The sequence below is a fragment of the Bradyrhizobium sp. LB13.1 genome, from assembly GCF_054056815.1.
The window spans coordinates 2,819,370-2,836,204 of sequence record NZ_JBSRYQ010000001.1 but is presented as its reverse complement, the minus strand read 5'-3'; the positions used below and the strand labels follow the sequence as shown (position 1 = coordinate 2,836,204).

The 16,835-nt window shown below is 63.4% G+C and carries 16 protein-coding genes and 1 pseudogene; 9 read left to right on the top strand and 8 right to left on the bottom strand.

What is annotated here, in order from left to right:
* The first annotated feature begins 6 nt into the window (after positions 1-6).
* From ACVWYI_RS13490 to ACVWYI_RS13480, 3 genes and pseudogenes are all read left to right on the top strand, one after another.
* Positions 7-1,141 (top strand): annotated as a pseudogene (locus ACVWYI_RS13490) (mandelate racemase/muconate lactonizing enzyme family protein).
* Positions 1,142-1,508: 367 nt separating this feature from the next.
* Positions 1,509-1,919, top strand: coding sequence for a hypothetical protein (locus tag ACVWYI_RS13485; protein ID WP_354053145.1), 411 nt, complete (start codon positions 1,509-1,511; stop codon positions 1,917-1,919).
* A 209-nt stretch (positions 1,920-2,128) separates the two neighbouring features.
* Positions 2,129-3,796 (top strand): peptidoglycan-binding protein, encoded by a 1,668-nt coding sequence (locus ACVWYI_RS13480; protein WP_456662294.1) that lies wholly within the window; start codon positions 2,129-2,131, stop codon positions 3,794-3,796.
* 283 nt (positions 3,797-4,079) lie between these two features.
* Here ACVWYI_RS13480 and ACVWYI_RS13475 read toward each other — a convergent pair whose 3' ends face one another.
* Together ACVWYI_RS13475 and ACVWYI_RS13470 are read right to left on the bottom strand one after the other, a co-directional pair.
* Positions 4,080-4,811: a cytochrome c biogenesis CcdA family protein gene (locus ACVWYI_RS13475; protein WP_247342645.1), complete on the bottom strand. Its 732-nt coding sequence runs from the start codon at positions 4,809-4,811 to the stop codon at positions 4,080-4,082.
* 206 nt (positions 4,812-5,017) lie between these two features.
* Entirely contained in the window at positions 5,018-5,254 is a 237-nt protein-coding gene (locus ACVWYI_RS13470) for a hypothetical protein (protein ID WP_456662293.1), read from the bottom strand.
* A 524-nt stretch (positions 5,255-5,778) separates the two neighbouring features.
* Here ACVWYI_RS13470 and ACVWYI_RS13465 point away from each other — a divergent pair.
* Complete coding sequence (locus ACVWYI_RS13465; RefSeq protein ID WP_247342640.1) at positions 5,779-6,825, top strand: LysR family transcriptional regulator; 1,047 nt, start codon at positions 5,779-5,781, stop codon at positions 6,823-6,825.
* Positions 6,826-6,854: 29 nt separating this feature from the next.
* Entirely contained in the window at positions 6,855-7,226 is a 372-nt protein-coding gene (locus ACVWYI_RS13460) for a helix-turn-helix domain-containing protein (RefSeq protein WP_247317264.1), read from the top strand.
* 295 nt (positions 7,227-7,521) lie between these two features.
* Here the strand turns inward: ACVWYI_RS13460 and ACVWYI_RS13455 are convergent, their stop codons facing one another.
* A complete protein-coding gene (locus ACVWYI_RS13455; RefSeq protein WP_456662292.1) occupies positions 7,522-7,800 on the bottom strand; it encodes a hypothetical protein in 279 nt (92 codons plus the stop codon).
* Positions 7,801-7,923: 123 nt separating this feature from the next.
* On the opposite strand from ACVWYI_RS13455, the gene ACVWYI_RS13450 reads away from it, so the two are divergent.
* Complete coding sequence (locus ACVWYI_RS13450; RefSeq protein ID WP_247441287.1) at positions 7,924-8,745, top strand: enoyl-CoA hydratase; 822 nt, start codon at positions 7,924-7,926, stop codon at positions 8,743-8,745.
* Between the two features lie 4 nt (positions 8,746-8,749).
* Here the strand turns inward: ACVWYI_RS13450 and ACVWYI_RS13445 are convergent, their stop codons facing one another.
* The gene (locus tag ACVWYI_RS13445) at positions 8,750-9,649 is read right to left on the bottom strand and encodes a LysR family transcriptional regulator (RefSeq protein ID WP_247441285.1); all 900 of its coding nucleotides are present in this window, start codon (positions 9,647-9,649) and stop codon (positions 8,750-8,752) included.
* An 82-nt stretch (positions 9,650-9,731) separates the two neighbouring features.
* Between ACVWYI_RS13445 and ACVWYI_RS13440 the strand changes: the two genes are divergently transcribed.
* Entirely contained in the window at positions 9,732-10,064 is a 333-nt protein-coding gene (locus tag ACVWYI_RS13440; protein WP_249811110.1) for a DUF1330 domain-containing protein, read from the top strand.
* A gap of 57 nt (positions 10,065-10,121) precedes the next feature.
* Positions 10,122-10,439 carry an antibiotic biosynthesis monooxygenase family protein gene (locus tag ACVWYI_RS13435; RefSeq protein WP_247441283.1) on the top strand — a complete coding sequence of 106 codons (318 nt, stop codon included), beginning with the start codon at positions 10,122-10,124 and terminating at the stop codon, positions 10,437-10,439.
* Positions 10,440-10,464: 25 nt separating this feature from the next.
* Here the strand turns inward: ACVWYI_RS13435 and ACVWYI_RS13430 are convergent, their stop codons facing one another.
* The 3 genes from ACVWYI_RS13430 to ACVWYI_RS13420 all read right to left on the bottom strand — a co-directional run bounded on the left by ACVWYI_RS13430 (position 10,465) and on the right by ACVWYI_RS13420 (position 14,128).
* On the bottom strand, positions 10,465-11,544 hold the full coding sequence (locus tag ACVWYI_RS13430; protein ID WP_247441281.1) for an isocitrate/isopropylmalate dehydrogenase family protein: 1,080 nt from the start codon (positions 11,542-11,544) through the stop codon (positions 10,465-10,467).
* Between the two features lie 135 nt (positions 11,545-11,679).
* Positions 11,680-12,747 (bottom strand): alcohol dehydrogenase, encoded by a 1,068-nt coding sequence (locus tag ACVWYI_RS13425; RefSeq protein WP_456662291.1) that lies wholly within the window; start codon positions 12,745-12,747, stop codon positions 11,680-11,682.
* A 184-nt stretch (positions 12,748-12,931) separates the two neighbouring features.
* Positions 12,932-14,128, bottom strand: a complete 1,197-nt coding sequence (locus ACVWYI_RS13420; RefSeq protein ID WP_247441279.1) for a CaiB/BaiF CoA transferase family protein — start codon at positions 14,126-14,128, stop codon at positions 12,932-12,934.
* A gap of 192 nt (positions 14,129-14,320) precedes the next feature.
* Between ACVWYI_RS13420 and glgA the strand changes: the two genes are divergently transcribed.
* On the top strand, positions 14,321-15,736 hold the full coding sequence (gene glgA / locus ACVWYI_RS13415; protein ID WP_256468284.1) for a glycogen synthase GlgA: 1,416 nt from the start codon (positions 14,321-14,323) through the stop codon (positions 15,734-15,736).
* Between the two features lie 133 nt (positions 15,737-15,869).
* Here glgA and ACVWYI_RS13410 read toward each other — a convergent pair whose 3' ends face one another.
* On the bottom strand, positions 15,870-16,814 hold the full coding sequence (locus ACVWYI_RS13410; RefSeq protein WP_247441275.1) for an oxygenase MpaB family protein: 945 nt from the start codon (positions 16,812-16,814) through the stop codon (positions 15,870-15,872).
* Positions 16,815-16,835 lie beyond the last annotated feature (21 nt).

The window sequence follows — 16,835 nt, the reverse complement described above, 5'->3', positions numbered from 1 at the left end:
GCGCCGATGAAAATCACCAATGTGCGCACACACATTCTCGAGGCAAAGCTCTCGCAGCCCTTCGCTTACTCGCGCGCCTGGTACGACACGCGTACCGCGATGCTGGTCGAGATCGAGACCGATGACGGACTTGTCGGCTGGGGTGAATGCTACGGCCCGGCACGGATCACGGCGGCGGTGGTTCAGAATGTCGCGCCGTGGCTGATCGGCGAGGATCCGCTGCGGACCGACGTGCTATGGCAGACTGTGTACGCTCGCTTGCGCGATCACGGCCAGAAAGGGGGTCGTGATTCAGGGGTTGAGCGGCATCGATATCGCGTTATGGGACATCAAGGGCAAGCATTTTGGCGTGCCCGCGCACCAGCTTCTCGGCGGCGCCGCGCGCAAGGAGGTGCCGGCCTATGCGACCGGCCTGTACCGGTGCAAATCGGGCGATCCGCGCAAATATTTGCCGGAAGAAGCGGCCGGCTATGCCGCCGAGGGATTCCGCGCCGTGAAGCTGAAGGTCGGCTTCGGGATCGCGGAGGATGCCGCGGTCACCTGCGCGGTGCGCGAGGCGATCGGTCCCGATGTTGCGCTGATGGTCGATGCGAACCACGCCTATGACGCGGTCGCTGCGATCCGGCTCGGCCGCATGATCGAGCGCTATGATATCGGATGGTTCGAGGAGCCGGTGCCGCCCGAGGACGTCGCGGGCTATCGCGCGGTGAAATCCGCACTTACCATTCCGATCGCCGGCGGCGAGTGCGAATTCACGCGCTTCGGTTTTCGCGACCTGTTCGCCGCCCATGCGCTCGATATCGCCCAACCCGACACCTGCGCGGCCGGCGGCCTCACCGAATGCAAGAAGATCGCCGACATGAGCGAGGCCTTCGGCATCCGCTACAATCCGCATGTCTGGGGCACCGGCATCGCGATCGCCGCCTCGCTTCAGCTCCTCGCCGTGCTGCCCTCGCACACGCCGAGTTCGCTGTCACCGCTCGAGCCGATGCTCGAATTCGACCGGACCGAACATCCGATCCGGCAGGCGATTTTGAAAGAGCCGATCGAGCACGAGAAAGGCATCGTGCGTGTCCCGGACGGCCCGGGCCTTGGGATCGAGATCGATCGCAAGGCGCTTGCGCATTTCGCAGCGAATTAAGCGCGTATTGAAATCGCCGCGCTCGATGCGGAAATGGAACATGACTACGCGTTCCCTTTCGCCAAAGTAGACCCGCGACTGCATCGCCGTTCCATTGAGGGCCGCGAGTGCGCCAAACCGTCGCATCCCGAGGAGAGCACTCGCGCTGGATGATGCGTTCCACGCGCGGCCGCGGAACAGAGCGGGGGTATTGATCTTCGATCAGCGCGACCAGTCATGAGGCGGCCGTCATCGGCGCGCGCAGGTTCATCGAGATGAACGCTCGTTTATCTTCATGATTCCTGTCGCTCGCGGGCTCGCGCTTGCAACTTTTGCCTTTCGTTGATGTTGGGCCGACATCGAAACACTAACGAAGGAGCCCACGCAGATGACAAAGACTGCGCTTGTTCTGGCAACCGTCGGCGCCCTCGGCGCGAGCGCCGTAGCAGCGCCGACGCCGGCGGAAGCCCGCTGGGGCGGCGGTTTCGGTCCGGCGCTGGCGGGCGGATTGATCGCAGGTGCCGTGTTCGGTGGCCTCGCCTCGTCCGCCTACGCCTATGGCCCTGGCTATGGCTACTACGGATACCCTGGCTATTATGGTGGCTACGCACCGGCATATTACGGCGGCTACGCACCATATCGCTGGGGCGGCTACACCACGACCTACTACGGAAGCGGGTACGCTCCGGCCTATTACGGCTACCGGTATCGCCGAGTCGTGCGCCCAGCCTATGCGTACTATGGCGGACCGTTCCCACGGCGGCACTTCTATCACCATCGCTGGTATCATCACTGGTGACGTGAGGGCCGCAGCAAGGCCAGCGTGGAGCGCCGGGCCATCGAGACCGGAGGTCGACGCCTTCCGCTCGATCTGAAGGGTCCAACGCGCGCGATCGCGACGGATCGTCCAGCTGGCGTTCGAATGTACATGCGTCGGGAAATGCGACGAAGCAAACCAAGGAGGTTCAGATGAACACGAGGAAGAACAAGCTCCTGCTGACAACAGCAGTGCTGTTCGCCGGCGTCAGCCTGGCGTCGGCGCAAGGCATACGCGAAGGTGCCGGCGGCGGAATGAGCGCTGGCGGAGGCGGAAGCGGAACGAGCGCCGGTGGCGCAGCCAGCGAAGGTGCTGCGGAACACGGCCGGTCCGCCGGTTCGATGTCGCAGGGCGCAGGTGGCGCATCCCATGGCGAAGGAATGACGCAGAACCGCGCAGGCGGTCGGACCGAGGGTCCTTCCGCGGCGCGCGATAGCAGCCGAGCCGCGGAAAAGGCCGGCAACAGCGAGCGGCAGACGGTCGGTCAAGGCGGCGACCGCGACAAAGCACGTGCGGCCCAATCCAAATACGAGAAGCATGGCAGGGACCAGACGGTCGGTCAGAGCGGTAGCGATGGTGAAAATGCGCGTCAGTCGAAGTCCGCTAACGACAAGAGCGGACTGAAGGACCAGACCGTCGGACAGAGCCGTAGCGAGCGCGATAGCACGCGCCAGTCACAAGGCGCGGAACGCAACAAGAGCACGACCACAGGCGCAAATACCAAGGACAATGCCCAAGGCAAGAATGCGCAGGGTCAGAACACGACAACCACCGGCGCGAACACCAAGAGCAGCGCCCAAGGCAAGAACGAACAGGATCAGGGCACCACAACCACAGGCGCCAACAGCAACGCCCAAGGCCGGAGTGCACAGCAGGGTCAGGGCACGACGACCGGCGCCAACACGCAAGGACAGGCCAACGCTCAGGCGCAGCCCGACGCCGGGAACACCCAGAGCATGTCCGGCCGCGTGCAGCTGAACGCACAGCAGCAAACAAGGCTGCAGCAGTCGGTGCTGAGCTCACGCAATGTGGAACGCGTGCGGGTCAACGAAAATTCCATCAATTTCCGGGTCAATGCCGGCGTGGTCGTACCACGCAACATCTCCGTGGTCTCGATCTCGGATTACCCCGCGCTGATCGACGTCTATCCGGACTATCGCGACGACAGCTTCTTCGTCGTGAACGACGAGATCGTCGTCACCGACCGTGGCCGCAGGATTGTTGACGTTATTCCCGCCGGCCCGCGGACGCACTATGCGCAGCATGGCAGGTCGACCGGTGGCGGTGGCAGCGTTGCTGCGCTGGATCTCAGCCCCGACGAGATCCGCGTTGTTCAGCAGGTTCTGATCGAACGTGGCCTGTTGTCTGGCAAAGCAGACGGCATCCTGGGATCCGATACGCGTAGCGCACTAATGACTTTCCAGAGACAGGAAGGTTTCCAGACCACTGGCTCGATCGATTCCCGCACGGTCGCTGCGCTTGGCGTGTCGAACAAGATCAGCGCCACGCAGGGCCAATCGACGTCGGTGGGTCAGGGGCAGACTGGCCAGTCGACGCCTCAGAACACGACCGGGCAAAGCAACAACCAGACCAACGCGCCGGCGCAGCAAAACCAGACCACGGGACAGGCTCCGCAGAACCAGCCATCCACAACCGGCCAGGCTCAGCAGAACCAATCGACGACATCGGGCCAGGCTGGCACACGACAGCCTTCGGGCGAGACGACCGGCCAGGCTCCGGCCCAGAGCAACAATCAGTCCACCAATCAGCCCAGCACCAACCAGAATACGCAGTCTGGGCAAACCAACCAGAACAATGCGCCGTCGCCTTCGACGTCGGGCCAGCCGTCTCAGAAATAAACCGGCCGGCAAGACACCCAAGAGCCCTGCCTCTGGCGGGGCTCTTTTTGCATCCTATGCGGAGCCAAAGATGGGCCGGCCGTGCGGGACGGTTCGACAAGGTCAAGTTCAGTGCACGGACATCGTCGGTGTCAACCTATGGACATCTCGCCCGTTACGCCGATGTGATCTCACTCCCACGATCGGAGCGACATCGCCACAAGCCTTTTCGATGCATCAGGATGCGAACAAGCCACGCGGCTTTTGCTTTATTCCGGAAGCCACCGCGATGAACACGCTCGATCTACCCGATCGTCTGCAGAGCCGGAAATGTCTCCAGCAGCCAGATGCTGACATTCGAGACTGTGCCGGTGAGAAAGCCGATGCCGGTGATCACCATCAAGACGCCCATGGCGCGCTCGACATTGGCGAGCTGGCCCTTCATGCGCGCGAACAGTTTTGAGAACTGCTCGATCATCAACGCGGCGATCAGGAAGGGAATGCCGAGGCCGGCCGAATAGACCGCGAGCAGGCCCGCGCCCTTGGTCACCGTCGCTTCCGCCGCGGCGACAGAGAGGATCGCAGCGAGGATCGGGCCGATGCAGGGCGTCCAGCCGAATGCGAAGGCGAGCCCCATCACATAGGCGCCCCAGAGGCCGACGGGCTTGGGCGCAGTCAAGCGTCCCTCGCGCATCAACAGGCCGATGCGCGTCAGGCCCAGGAAGTGCAGGCCCATGACGATGATGACGATGCCGGCCAGGATCGAGAGCTCGGCCGACCAGGCGCGGATCAGGCCCCCGATCAGCGAGGCACTGGCGCCGAGCGCCACGAACACCGTCGAGAAACCGAGCACGAAAAGCAGCGCCGCCATCATGATCGCGCGCTTGGAGGCCGATGCCGGCTCGTCGCTCTCGACGTGCTCGATCGTGGCGCCCGTCAGATAGATCAGATAGGGCGGAACCAGCGGCAGGACGCAAGGGGATAGGAAGCTGACGAGGCCGGCAATCAGCGCCGCCGGGATCGAAACATTTTGCATGGTGCAGTCGGAGCCATCTCAGGCGCCGGCGCGGCGCGCGGGGAATGCGCGCGGCCCGGAGCCGAACCGGCTCTGGTGTAGCCGATGCCAGCGAATGCGCAACAGAGGCGCACAAAACCAGGGCTCCTCCCGATGCCGTCTGCAATCACAGATGCGGCATCGGGACACGCACAAATCTCGCCAAAAAGCGAGATTCGGCGGCGCGGCTACTTCACCACGCGGAGCAGCGGACGCCGGGGCTGGTCCTGCGTCTGCTTGGAAGGGGGCAGCGGTTCGCCTGCAGCGCTCCGCAGCATTTCGTCGCACAGCGCCTTGAGATCGGCGCTGTCAATTCCTTTGAGTTTCATCCGCACGTCCAGAATGACAATGGACAGCAGCTCGGCTGACTCACGGTTGTTGCTCTCGTTGAGCACCCTGCGGCACGCTTCGAGTGTTTCCAGCACCGACTGCAACTGTTCGTCTGAATGGCGACACCGGCGTTCTTTCCGTTAATTCGGCCCGTGAGACGTAATGACGACGATTCCCGCGGCCCCCATGGAGTACCGACGATAACACGAGGCCATTGCGCCTCCGAATAGGATTTCAGTGTGTTTTGGCGTTGAAACCGCGGTTCCGGCGAACATCGCGCCGGTGTGTCGGCTGTCGTCAAAATGCTCAGGCTTAAAACGCCTGGCGTGCTGCGATTGATCCATCGCAGAAGGCGGCATCGGCTCTCGCGCAAGGACATCCATTGCGGACAACGCCGACAATCCCGCAGCCATGTCGCGGCTCGCAACGGAACTCACGTCACACCCCTCATACGGGCGATAGTCCGCCCGATTCCCGGCCCTTGTTCGCTGCCCCTTGGCAGCACTCAAATACCACCCGCGACACAGTAAGGATGACGTTCAAAACTCGTCGTTCCCCAACCCGCCGTGGTTGTGGTTTGCCCCATATTCTGCCAGTTTAGCGACCTGAAGGGACTTGTATGCACTCCTTGGCGGAAAGGGGCGTTCCACTGGAGGAACGCCCAAAGATAAACATCAGCGGCCTCTCGGACTGGGATGCGGCGCGCATTTTCCTGGAAGTCGTACGATGCGGAAGTTTCCGCTCGGCGGCCGAGCGCCTGTCGCTGTCGATCAACGCCGTCCGCCGCCGGATCGATGATTTCGAACGCCAGACCGGCACCACCCTGTTCACCCGCGACGTCCACGGCACTCATCTGACCGACGAAGGCGCGCTGGTGGTCTCTGCCGTCGAGCGGATGGAGGCGGCTGCGTTCGACGTGCTGCGCACCAGCGATTCGACGGCGAATGCCCTGTCCGGCGAGGTCCGCGTCGCCGTGACCGAGGGACTCGGCACGTTCTGGCTCGCGCCGCGGCTGGTCGAATTCCAGCAGGCCTATCCGAAGATCCTGGTCGATCTGCATTGCGCGATGCGCTCGGCCGACGTCTCCCGCCACGAGGCCGACGTCGCCATCCACCTGTCGCGACCTTCGGCGCTCGACGTCAAGATGGTGCGGCTCGGGCGCATGCATCTGATGTTCTGGGCCTCCGAGAAATACATTGCAAAACATGGCGCGCCGCGCTCGGCGATGGAGTTGATCAAGCACCGCCTGGTGCTGCAATTCGCCGACCAGCTTGCCGCCAAGGAAACTTTCGAGAGCTTCTTCCCCGGCGTTCCGGAACGTGACCTTCTGGTCATGAAGACCAACGTCTCAAGCGCCAACTACTGGGCGGTCGCGAATGGCGCCGGAATCGGCGTGTTTCCGAGCTACGCCATTGCGCTTGGCGGGAAGTTGATTCCACTGGAGGTCGAGCTGAACAGACCGCTGGATATCTGGTTGTCCTACCATCCCGGTAGCGGTCGGATACCGAGAGTGCGGCACATGATTGACTGGCTGATCGAAGCCTTCAATCCGGCGCGTTTCCCGTGGTTTAAGGAAGAGTTCGTGCACCCGCATGAATTCAAGGACGAGTATATGGGCGAACCCCTGACCCAGCTCTTCGGGGGGTTTTCAACCGAAGACCGATGAGAAAAAAGATGAAGACAGCGGCGAAGAGAATGAAGCAGCGCAGTGCCGGCAAGCCGGACATTGAGCTGGGCAAACGGATCCGTCTGCGGCGCGTCGAGATGAAGATCTCGCAGGCTGAGCTCGGCGACAAGCTCGGCGTGAGCTTCCAGCAGGTCCAAAAATACGAGAAGGGCGTCAATCGCGTCGGCGCGGCTCGGCTTCAGCAGATCGCCACCTCCCTCGACGTGCCCGTGACCTTCTTCTACGACGGCGACAACAAGGCGCGCGAAGTCGAGAGCCTGCTGTTCCTGGACTCGGCCTTCAGCCTCCGCCTGCTGCGCGCCTACAGCAAGATCAAGGACCAGACGGTGCAGCGTCAGCTTGTCTCGCTGATGGAATCGATCGCAGCGAACGAAGCCTGAGCCGATCGGCGTTCGCGCCTTTCCGGCCGATGTTCAATCCGCCGCGTCACGGGGGCGCGGCCGGATTGGACGAGACCCGGCGCGCTCGTGCGCGGTCTTTTTCGGGGCGGCATGACCGCCCCTTTTTGTTGACGTTTGTGTCGCCCCCGCCCGCGGTTATCGCGAATCCATTCCGACCTGTCGCGACCCAATCCAGAGACCGCGCGTCCGACACGCGGGGCTCGCGATGCGCCGTGCTTAAGGGGCCGCAACCGGGAGGCGCTAGCCTGCCGCCGATTTCTCGAATCAGCACGACCTATTCGTCGGGCATGCACATGGAGGTGCTCGACGCCCACGACAATCCGATCAATCCGCATCCGGTCGACCGGTCGGGCACGCACACGCCGAATTTCACCGTGCGCCAGCAGAACGGCACTTCCGCAACGACGTCTATAACCAGGACGAGCAGCTCCTGGAGGCGATCGCCGAAGAGGCGGCGTTCTTCAGCAATGCCGGCAGCCATCCGCTCACCGCGCACATGGTGCGCTAGGGGCATGCCCCCGAAAAGCGCGCAGCGGTTCTCCGAAAAGATCATGCTCAATAAATAACGCCATGCAATCGCGGGACAGGCGGATGCAAAGCCGCATCCCCTGCCGCGGTTGACCCGGGCCCTGCCCCGGCCGCACATTGCGCCCGGCCTACGACAAGCGAGCACGCGATGCCTGATATTTCCAGCACGACCGAAACACCTTACGCCAGCGGCAAGATCCTCAAGCACACAGCCAGTGGCGTCGGCGTGATTACCTTCAACAATCCCGACAAGCGCAACGCGATGTCGCTGGAGATGTGGGAGGGATTTGGCGAGGCGCTGGCGAGCCTGCGCGACGACGCTGCCGTACGCATCGTGATCCTGCGCGGCGCCGGCGGCAAGGCGTTCGTATCGGGCGCCGATATCAGCCAGTTCGAGAAGACACGCCATAACGCCGCCGCGTCCGAGGAATATGCAAAACGCAGCGCCGCCCAGCGCGCGCTGCTCGCCGACTATCCCAAGCCGACGATTGCCTGCATCGAGGGCTTTTGCCTCGGCGGCGGCATGCAGGTCGCGATGCTCGCCGACATCCGCATCGCCTCCCATGGCAGCCAGTTCGGCATTCCCGCGGCGAAACTCGGCATCGCCTACGGCTATGATGGATTGAAACACCTGGTGTCGCTGGTCGGACCGTCCTGGGCGCGGCTCCTGATGTACACGGGCATGCGCATCGATTCCACTGAGGCGCTGCGCATCGGGTTGGTCGAGCGCGTGTTCCCCATCGATGAGCTCTGGGGTGAGACGATGACAATCGCGCAGACGATCTCCGAGAACGCCCCGCTCGCGATCAAGGCGGCCAAGCTTACCATCTCGCAAGTGCTGAAGGATGAAAGCGGCCGCGACATGGACGCGATCAAGGCGATCGGCAATGCCTGCATGGACAGTGCCGATTTCCGCGAGGGCCGGCAGGCCTTCATGGAGAAGCGCAAGCCGCAGTTTTCGGGGAAGTAGCGCCTCACACAGCCCGAGCGGTCCGCACTTGCCGGTGACCCGCCAACCGGGAGCTCTGCAACATCTCCTTCAAGGCCTGAATGTTCGCGGAGCCCGCTTCCCTGCGCCAGATGAGCACAGTCCACGCCCGATTCTCCGTTCGTCCCAACGGGTGGACGCTCAACAGCCTTCTGTCCGGAAAAGTGGTCAGAACGCTTTTGGGGATCAGCGCGACGCCCATGCCCGCAACGACACAGCCCAGCATTGCGTGATACGACGCCAGCTCGATCATGCGCACCGGCATTTCGTTTCGCCTTGCGTACCAGTCTTCAAGCCGCTTGCGATGCGGGCATCCGTGTTCGAAGACGATGATGGTACGTGGCAGGTTGCTGCCTTTCTTGACGATCGGCGGATGATTGGCAGCCGCAATAATCACCAACTCCTCCTCGAAGGCGAGCACCTTCTCAAAGGGCTCATCGGCGATAGGTTCGGCAACAAGCGCTGCATCGAGATCGCCGGCGAGAATGGCGCTCGCGAGAACCTCCGGATTGCCGGTGCGAAGCTCCAGAACGACCCCCGGATGCCGCCGGTGGTATTCGCTGAGCAGTCCCGGCAGCCTGACAGCGGCCGTGCTTTCCATCGCGCCGAGGCGGAACGTACCGCGGGGTTTTGCGTCTTGCAGGGCATAGCGTGTTTCATCCGCAAGCGCGAGCAAGCGATTGGCGTAGCCAAGCAGCACCTGCCCCGGGGGCGCCAGATGAAGGCGTTTACCCTCTCGAATAAAGAGGGCGACGCCGAGATCCTCTTCCAACTGCCGGATACGGGTCGTCACATTGGACTGAACGCGATGCAACCGCTCGGCCGCGCGGGTCACGCTGCCTTCGCGCACGACAGCGATGAATATCCGCAGATCCGACAGATCCATACATCTCTCAGTGTGATCAATTAGATCATAATTATTCATTATATGTGATTACGCGCCTCAGGTAAAGATCACGGCACGGACGATGGCTTCTGCCATCAGGGAAACAACAACGGAGAATGACGTGCCGAAGGCTTATTGGATTGTACGCGTCTCGGTTCGCGATGAGAAAAACTACCCCGAGTACCTTGCTGCGGCTAATCTGGCGTTCAAGAAATTCGGCACAAAATTCATCGTGCGTGGCGGAGCGTTCGAAAAAATGGAGGGAGAGGCCCGCCAGCGGAACGTCGTGGTCGAATTCAAGGATCGCTCCACGGCTGCTGCCTGCTACGCAAGTCCGGAATATCAGAGCGCGCGGATCATTCGCCAAAAGTATGCGGACGCCGATTTCATTATCATTGACGGCACTGCCGACTAGGGCGACTGCCGCCGCAAAGGCCGTGAACCGAGCTCGTCCCACACAGGAGCCTATCTGATGATCGTCACTGTATTTCGCACTCGAATGAATCCCGGCGCGCAGGATGAGTATGGGCCGATGGCAAAACGCATGAGCGAACTCGCGCGAACAATACCGGGTTACATCTCACACAAGGGCTTCGTTGCGGACGATGGAGAGCGAGTGACGATCGTCGAGTTCGAGACCGAGGAAGCGCTTCATCAATGGCGGATTGATCCCGAGCACGGCAAGGCAAAGCGGCGTGGGGTCGAAGCCTTCTTCAGCGAATTCAAGTTCCAGATTTGCAGCGTCATGCGGGAGCGGACGTGGACTGCAAGGGCAATTCGCGGCGCTTGAACTGGCTATCGAAATCGGCGCGAGCCTACAGCGCCGCGAGCACCGCCTTCGTGATGTCGGCGGTGCCGTTGCGGCCACCAAATTCCATCGGCTTGATGCCGTCGGCATAGACCTTGTCCACCGCACGCTCGATTTTCTCACCGGCTTCCGCCGCGCCCTCGACGCCGTGCTTGTCGGCGAGCCAGTCCAGCATCATCGCGGCCGACAGGATCATGCCGGTGGGATTGGCCTTGCCCTGCCCCATGATATCAGGCGCAGTGCCGTGGCAGGGCTGGAACACGGCATATTTGTCGCCGATGTCGGCCGACGGCGCCATGCCGAGGCCACCGATCAGGCTCGCGGTGATGTCGGAGACGATGTCGCCGAACATGTTCTCCATCACCATCACGTCGAAATCCCAGGGGCGCTTCACCAGCATCGCCGAGCAGGCATCGACATAGAGCCTATCGGTCTTCACCTCCGGATGACGCTTCTCGATCTCGTCGAAAATGCCGCGGAAGAAGGCAAAGGCCTTGAACACGTTCGCCTTGTCGACGCAGGTCAGCACCCCGGGCTTGCCGCGCGCCTTGCGCCGCTCTGCGAGGCGAAACGAGAACTCGAACAGGCGCTCGGACGTCCTGCGCGTGATCACCATGGTCTCGCGCGCGTCTTCATGGGTGACGACGCCCTTGCCCATCGAGGCGAACAGGCCTTCGGTGGACTCCCTGATCACGACGAGATCGATGCCGCGCTGGTCGGCACCAACGATCGGGCTCGGCACGCCCGGAATGAGCCGCGCCGGACGCACGCCGGCATAGAGATCGAAGATGAAGCGCAGCTCGATCTGCGGCGCGATCTCGGTGTTGTCGGGATAGCGCACCGACGGCAGGCCGCAGGCCCCAAGCAGGATCGCGTCCGCCTCCTCGCACAGCTTGATCGTGGTGTCGGGCATCGACTTGCCGGTGGCGAGGTAATGATTGGCGCCCGCCGGCGCTTCGGTGAAGCGGAAGCTCAAGCCGGATTTCGTCTCGATCTTGCGCAGGACTTCGATGGCCGGCGCCATCACTTCGGGACCGATGCCGTCACCGGCGAGCACGGCAATGTGGAAGGCGTTGTTTGCGGACATCGGATTTCCGAATGAAGGAGAGAGAGAGGCTCGTCATTGCGAGGAGCTTTTGCGACGAAGCAATCCAGAAATGCATCCGAGGACGCAGTCTGGATTGCTTCGCTTCGCTCGCAATGACGACGGAGAGAGTCGCGATTACGGCGTCAGCACCGTGCGCCCGACGACCGCGCCCTGCTGCAACTGCACCAGCGCGTCGTTGGCTTTGTTGAGCGGCTGCCGCGTCACCGGGATCGGCGCTACGTTCTTCGTTCGCACCAGGTCGAGCAGCTCCTGCGTCTCGCGCAGGTTTCCGACATAACTGCCCTGGATCGTCACCGCCTTGATCGGAATCAGCGGCAGCGCCCAGGTCGCGCCGCCGCCGAACAGGCCGACGATGACGAGCTTGCCACCCTTGGTCAGGCAGTCGAAGCCCAGCTGTGTGGTGGCGGCGTTGCCGACAAGATCGAGCACGGCGCGGATCGGGCCACCCGCCTTCTTGGCAAGCTGCTCCAGCGCGTCCGGCGCCTTGGGATCGACGGTCGCGAGCGCGCCGGCCTTCTCCGCGGCTTCGCGTTTCTTCGCATCGATGTCCACCATGATCGCGCCCTTGCCGCCCATGGCCTTCAAGAGCGACAGCGCCATCAGGCCAAGCCCGCCTGCACCGAACATCACGATCGGCGTTTCGAAGTGCTGCTCGATCTTCTTCAGCGCGCTGTAGGTCGTGACACCCGAGCAGGCATAGGGTGCAGCCGACGCGGGATCGAGCCCTCTGAGATTGAGCAAATAGCGTGGATGCGGCACCAGCATGTGATCGGAATAACCACCGTCGCAATAAACGCCGAGCGAGCGCGGCGTCAGGCACATGTTCTCGTCACCGCCGAGGCACGTGGCGCATTTGCCGCAGCCGATCCAGGGATAGACCAGGCCGACGTCGCCAAGCTTGAGATCGCCCTGGTCGGTTGGCTTCACGTCCGGACCGAAGGCGAGGATTTCACCGACCGTCTCGTGCCCCATGGTCAGCGGCAAATTGATGCCGCGATCCTTCAGCGACAGCGGCTTGCGGCCGTGGCCGAGATCGTAGCCGCCTTCCCAGATGTGGAGGTCGCTATGGCAGACGCCGGCGGCCTTCACCTTGATCAGAACCTGCGTGCCGGACGGCTGCGGCGTCGCCTCGTCGAACTCCTGCAGCGGCGCCTTGAAATCGGCAACCTTGAAACTCTTCATCGGCGTCCTCCCGGATACTTTTCTTGTCGTCGCCACCATGGCATGGGCGGCAGGACGAGACAAACTCGGACCTGTCTAGTTTAGGCTGGCGGATGATGGCAAGCCGACCACGCGCAACGCCGCATTGCTTGCCGCACGATGCTATCCGTCAGACTTGCCGTCGGCTTTGCCGTCAGACTTGCCGTCAGACTTGCGCGGCTGTTTTGCCTGACGGAATTGGTCCACTGTCGGTGAGCCCGATCTCCGCCCGCAGCCGGTCCGTGTGCTCGCCAAGCACGGCCATTGTCTTGCCCGGTGTCGTGTCGGCACCGGTCATCCGGAACGGCAGATTGAGGACCTGGAACGAGCCACCTTCGTCCTCCACCGACGAGAGCGCCTCACGATGCGCGATCTGCGGATCGGCCAGTGCTTCGGACACGGTGCGGTAGGCCGAGGCCGGCACGCCGGCCGCACCTAGCGCGACAAGACAGACATCGGTCGAGAGCTGCCGCGACCAGGCCTCGACACCGTCCATCAAGTCGGCCCAATTGTCGCGACGCGCGGCGTAGGTGGCGAAGCGCGGATCGGAAATCCATTCGGGGCGGCCGATCACCCCCATCAGCCCCTGAAACGTCTTCTCGCTGGCAACCGTGATCATGACATACGCGCTCGCCGTCTCGGTCGGCCCGAACATCGGGCGCGGCGGCGGCTTCACGGCGAACTGCGAGTTCTGCAACTCGATCACTGTCAGCGTCAGCATCGATTCCAGCATGGAGACGTCGATGTGCTGGCCGAGCCCAGTTACCGTGCGCTGGTAGAGCGCCGACGCAATCGCGCCAAAACCGTAGGTGCCGGTGACGACGTCGGCGTGGTAGATGCCGCAATAATCCGGGCGGCTGCGGCCGGGCTGGTAGGCGAGATGGGCCATGTCGTAGCCGGAGGCCGCATGGATCACCGGTGCGTAGGCCGGCAGCTCGGCCGACGGGCCGCTCTGGCCGTAGCCGGAGATCGAGCAGTAGATCAGCTTCGGATTGACGGCGCGTATTCTGTCATAGTCGAGCCGCAGCCGGTGCATCACGCCGGGACGAAAGTTCTCGACCAGGATGTCGGCCGTCGCGGCCAGCCGGCGCACCGCCTCCTTGCCGTCCTCGGACTTGAGGTCCAGCACAACGCTCTTCTTGCCGACATTGAGCTGACCGAACACGGTGCTGCAGCCCTTGCGCAGCGGCGGGCGGGTCCGCATCGTCTCGCCGCCGTCAGTCTCGATCTTGATGACCTCGGCGCCCATGTCGGCGAGCATCCGTGCACAATGGGGACCGGCGATGGTGGTCGAAAAATCCAGGACCCTGAGGCCGGCGAAGGCCTTTGTCGTCGTCCCCTCATGCTTCTCTGATAGCCGCATGCCTGCTCGCGTCCTCGGGTCACTTAGGAACTATCGAAGTTCTCTGTTGTTGGTGCGCCGACCCTAGAGGGCGACGGCTGAGTAGGAAAGTCTTTACCGAACCGATGCGCCGCGCGGGCGGGCCTGGGAATTCCAGGGCAACTGGACCCGTTCTTGCATAGCAGCAACGGGATCGGATGAGGGCAGCTGTTCTTGAGGGTCTTGTTCGTTACGACAGAGATGGACGACTTCGTCCGCGTCGGCGGACTTGGAGCCGTTTCCGCGGCTCTTCCAAGAGCGCTGCGTCCCTTCGCCGATATCCGGGTCATGTTGCCCGGCTATCGCGACATCATCGAACAACTCACGCATATTCAGATCGTTGGCCGCTGTCCGGCATTCGCGGAGATGCCGGCCTGCTCGCTCGGCCGGGCCGCGACCAAGGACGGCCTTCCTGTCTATGTGCTGTTGTGCTCACAACTCTACGACCGGCCCGGCAATCCCTACGGTGACGAGTCCGGGCGCGACTGGCCGGACAACGACATCCGCTTCGCGCGCTTGGCCTCGGCCGCCGCTGAGCTTGCCATGGGCAAGCTGGACAAGAATTGGGCAGCAGACCTGATCCATGCCAATGACTGGCAGGCCTCGCTCGTGCCAGCCTACCTGGCCTGGCGCGGCGCCAAGCTGCCGTCGATCCTGACCATCCACAACCTCGCCTATCAGGGGCTTTTCCCCAAAGACTCGCTGCGGCGAATCGGCGTCCCCGAAAGCTCCTTCCATATCGACGGCGTCGAGTTCTACGACCAGCTCTCCTTCCTCAAGGCGGGACTGGTCTATGCTTCGCACCTCACCACCGTCAGCGGCACCTACGCCCGGGAAATTACCACGGACGAATTCGGCTGCGGCCTGGAAGGCCTGCTGCGGCTGCGCTCCGACGCGTCCGAGCTCACGGGCATCCTCAACGGCATCGACGAGAGCTGGGACCCGCGCTCCTGCGCGCAGCTCGCCCAGCAGTTCGGCGCCGGCGACTGGGTCGGCAAGAAAGCCAATGCGGATTACGTGCGCAAGCAGTTCGGGCTCGCGGTGTCGCGCGGGCCTATGTTCGGCATCGTCGCGAGGCTCGTGCACCAGAAGGGCATCGACCTTGTGCTGGCGGCGGCCGACGAGATCGTCGATGCCGGCGGGCAGATCGTGGTCACCGGCTCCGGCGAGCCGGCGCTCGAGCAGGCATTGATCGACGCCCATCGCCGGCGGCCCGACGCGATCGGGGTCGTGATCGGCTTCAACGACGCCCAGGCGCGCCGCATCTTCGCCGGCAGCGATTTCACGTTGATGCCGTCGCGCTTCGAGCCGTGCGGGCTCAGCCAGATGTACGCCCAGCGCTTCGGCTCGCTGCCGATCGGCCACCAGACCGGCGGCCTCGCCGAGACCATCACCGACGGCGAAACCGGCTTCCTGTTCTCAAAACCCTCGCACCAATCCTTTCTCGGCGGCGTCCGCCGGGCCTTCCAGGCTTTCATGGCGCACGACCAGCTCGACACCATGCGCCGCAGCGCGATGGGACGGTCGTTCTCCTGGAGCATCTCGGCCGGCAGCTACAACGCGCTGTACCGGAAGCTGGCGGCGGTGTGAGGCCTGCGCTCTCTCGTGCCTCGGACGCGGCGCAGCGTCTCTTCGACGGTGCGCTGCAGAGCCGGGGCCCATGTCGCGCAGCAGTTCGCGGCCCCTGCGTCGCAGCTTGTCCGGGACATGCGGGAGGCGCTTCTTAGCGGCGCTGATCCATCTGCGAGCGGCCGATCCAGGCTCTGTTGAGGCACCGGGTCAACCAGTCGGGCTGCGGCTCGCCGTTTAGCCGCGCTTGCGCTTCCTGGTAAGGACCGACATAGCGCAACCGGTCCGGCAATTTCGGGTAGACCCGCCGGATCCATTTCAGTGCGTTGTCGGCCGACCTGGTGTTGCGCTCGTCGAGCTCAAACCCAAAGCCCGCGCGCAATGGCTCCGGCAGCAAGCTCGCCGTGAGCGCGCGATACCATCGCGGCGGCCGCAACCACGGACGCGCGCCGCAAAAGATCTGCCTCACAATCTCACGCGCGGCCGGACTGACGGTCAGCGTGTCCGACTGCGCCATCGCATTGGTGTAGGCCGCAAAGCCTGACCAGTCCGCGGGCAGGTCGTCCCCCGTCAATCCGAACAAGGCGCCGAACGTCCGGCTCTCGGTCCAGTAGCATTCGCGCTCCTCCGCCGAGAGCGGCGGCAAAACCAGATCGTGCGCCATCAGCGCCGTCTCGACCAGCGTGGCATGAACCCAGCACAGCGACGGGATGTCGTTGGCACAGTAGCGCGAGCCGGCCACGAACGGACCGACGGTCTCGGGCATCTCGCCGACGATCATGCTGTGGCGCCGGTGCAATTGCCGCGACGACAACAGCGCGCGGTCGAGCGAGCCGAACACCATGGCAAAGACGATGTCGAAGGTGCGGTGAAATCGCCCGATCGGATCGGCGAAGGTTTTGGAATGCTCGGCGATGGCGGCGGCGACCCAAGGGTGGGCCAACTGCAGCATCAACGCACGACCGGCGCCGAGAAAGATGACGGCCTCGCGGTCGATCCGCCAGGTCACCGAGGACGGGCCGAACACGCCGGGGACCTGCTCCGGGGCGTTGGCGCGGACTTGATCGAGGGCAAATTCCAGATCGTTCGCGGACACCACTTGCAGGGCCTTTCGATTGCG

Coding starts and splice junctions, on each gene's coding strand:
- ACVWYI_RS13455 (WP_456662292.1), bottom strand. CDS start 7,800: ATGATCTTTTCGGAGAACCGCTGCGCGCTTTTCGGGGGCATGCCCCTA.
- ACVWYI_RS13450 (WP_247441287.1), top strand. CDS start 7,924: ATGCCTGATATTTCCAGCACGACCGAAACACCTTACGCCAGCGGCAAG.
- ACVWYI_RS13445 (WP_247441285.1), bottom strand. CDS start 9,649: ATGGATCTGTCGGATCTGCGGATATTCATCGCTGTCGTGCGCGAAGGC.
- ACVWYI_RS13475 (WP_247342645.1), bottom strand. CDS start 4,811: ATGCAAAATGTTTCGATCCCGGCGGCGCTGATTGCCGGCCTCGTCAGC.
- ACVWYI_RS13420 (WP_247441279.1), bottom strand. CDS start 14,128: ATGCGGCTATCAGAGAAGCATGAGGGGACGACGACAAAGGCCTTCGCC.
- ACVWYI_RS13485 (WP_354053145.1), top strand. CDS start 1,509: ATGACAAAGACTGCGCTTGTTCTGGCAACCGTCGGCGCCCTCGGCGCG.
- ACVWYI_RS13440 (WP_249811110.1), top strand. CDS start 9,732: ATGGCTTCTGCCATCAGGGAAACAACAACGGAGAATGACGTGCCGAAG.
- ACVWYI_RS13430 (WP_247441281.1), bottom strand. CDS start 11,544: ATGTCCGCAAACAACGCCTTCCACATTGCCGTGCTCGCCGGTGACGGC.
- ACVWYI_RS13465 (WP_247342640.1), top strand. CDS start 5,779: ATGCACTCCTTGGCGGAAAGGGGCGTTCCACTGGAGGAACGCCCAAAG.
- ACVWYI_RS13460 (WP_247317264.1), top strand. CDS start 6,855: ATGAAGCAGCGCAGTGCCGGCAAGCCGGACATTGAGCTGGGCAAACGG.
- ACVWYI_RS13425 (WP_456662291.1), bottom strand. CDS start 12,747: ATGAAGAGTTTCAAGGTTGCCGATTTCAAGGCGCCGCTGCAGGAGTTC.
- ACVWYI_RS13435 (WP_247441283.1), top strand. CDS start 10,122: ATGATCGTCACTGTATTTCGCACTCGAATGAATCCCGGCGCGCAGGAT.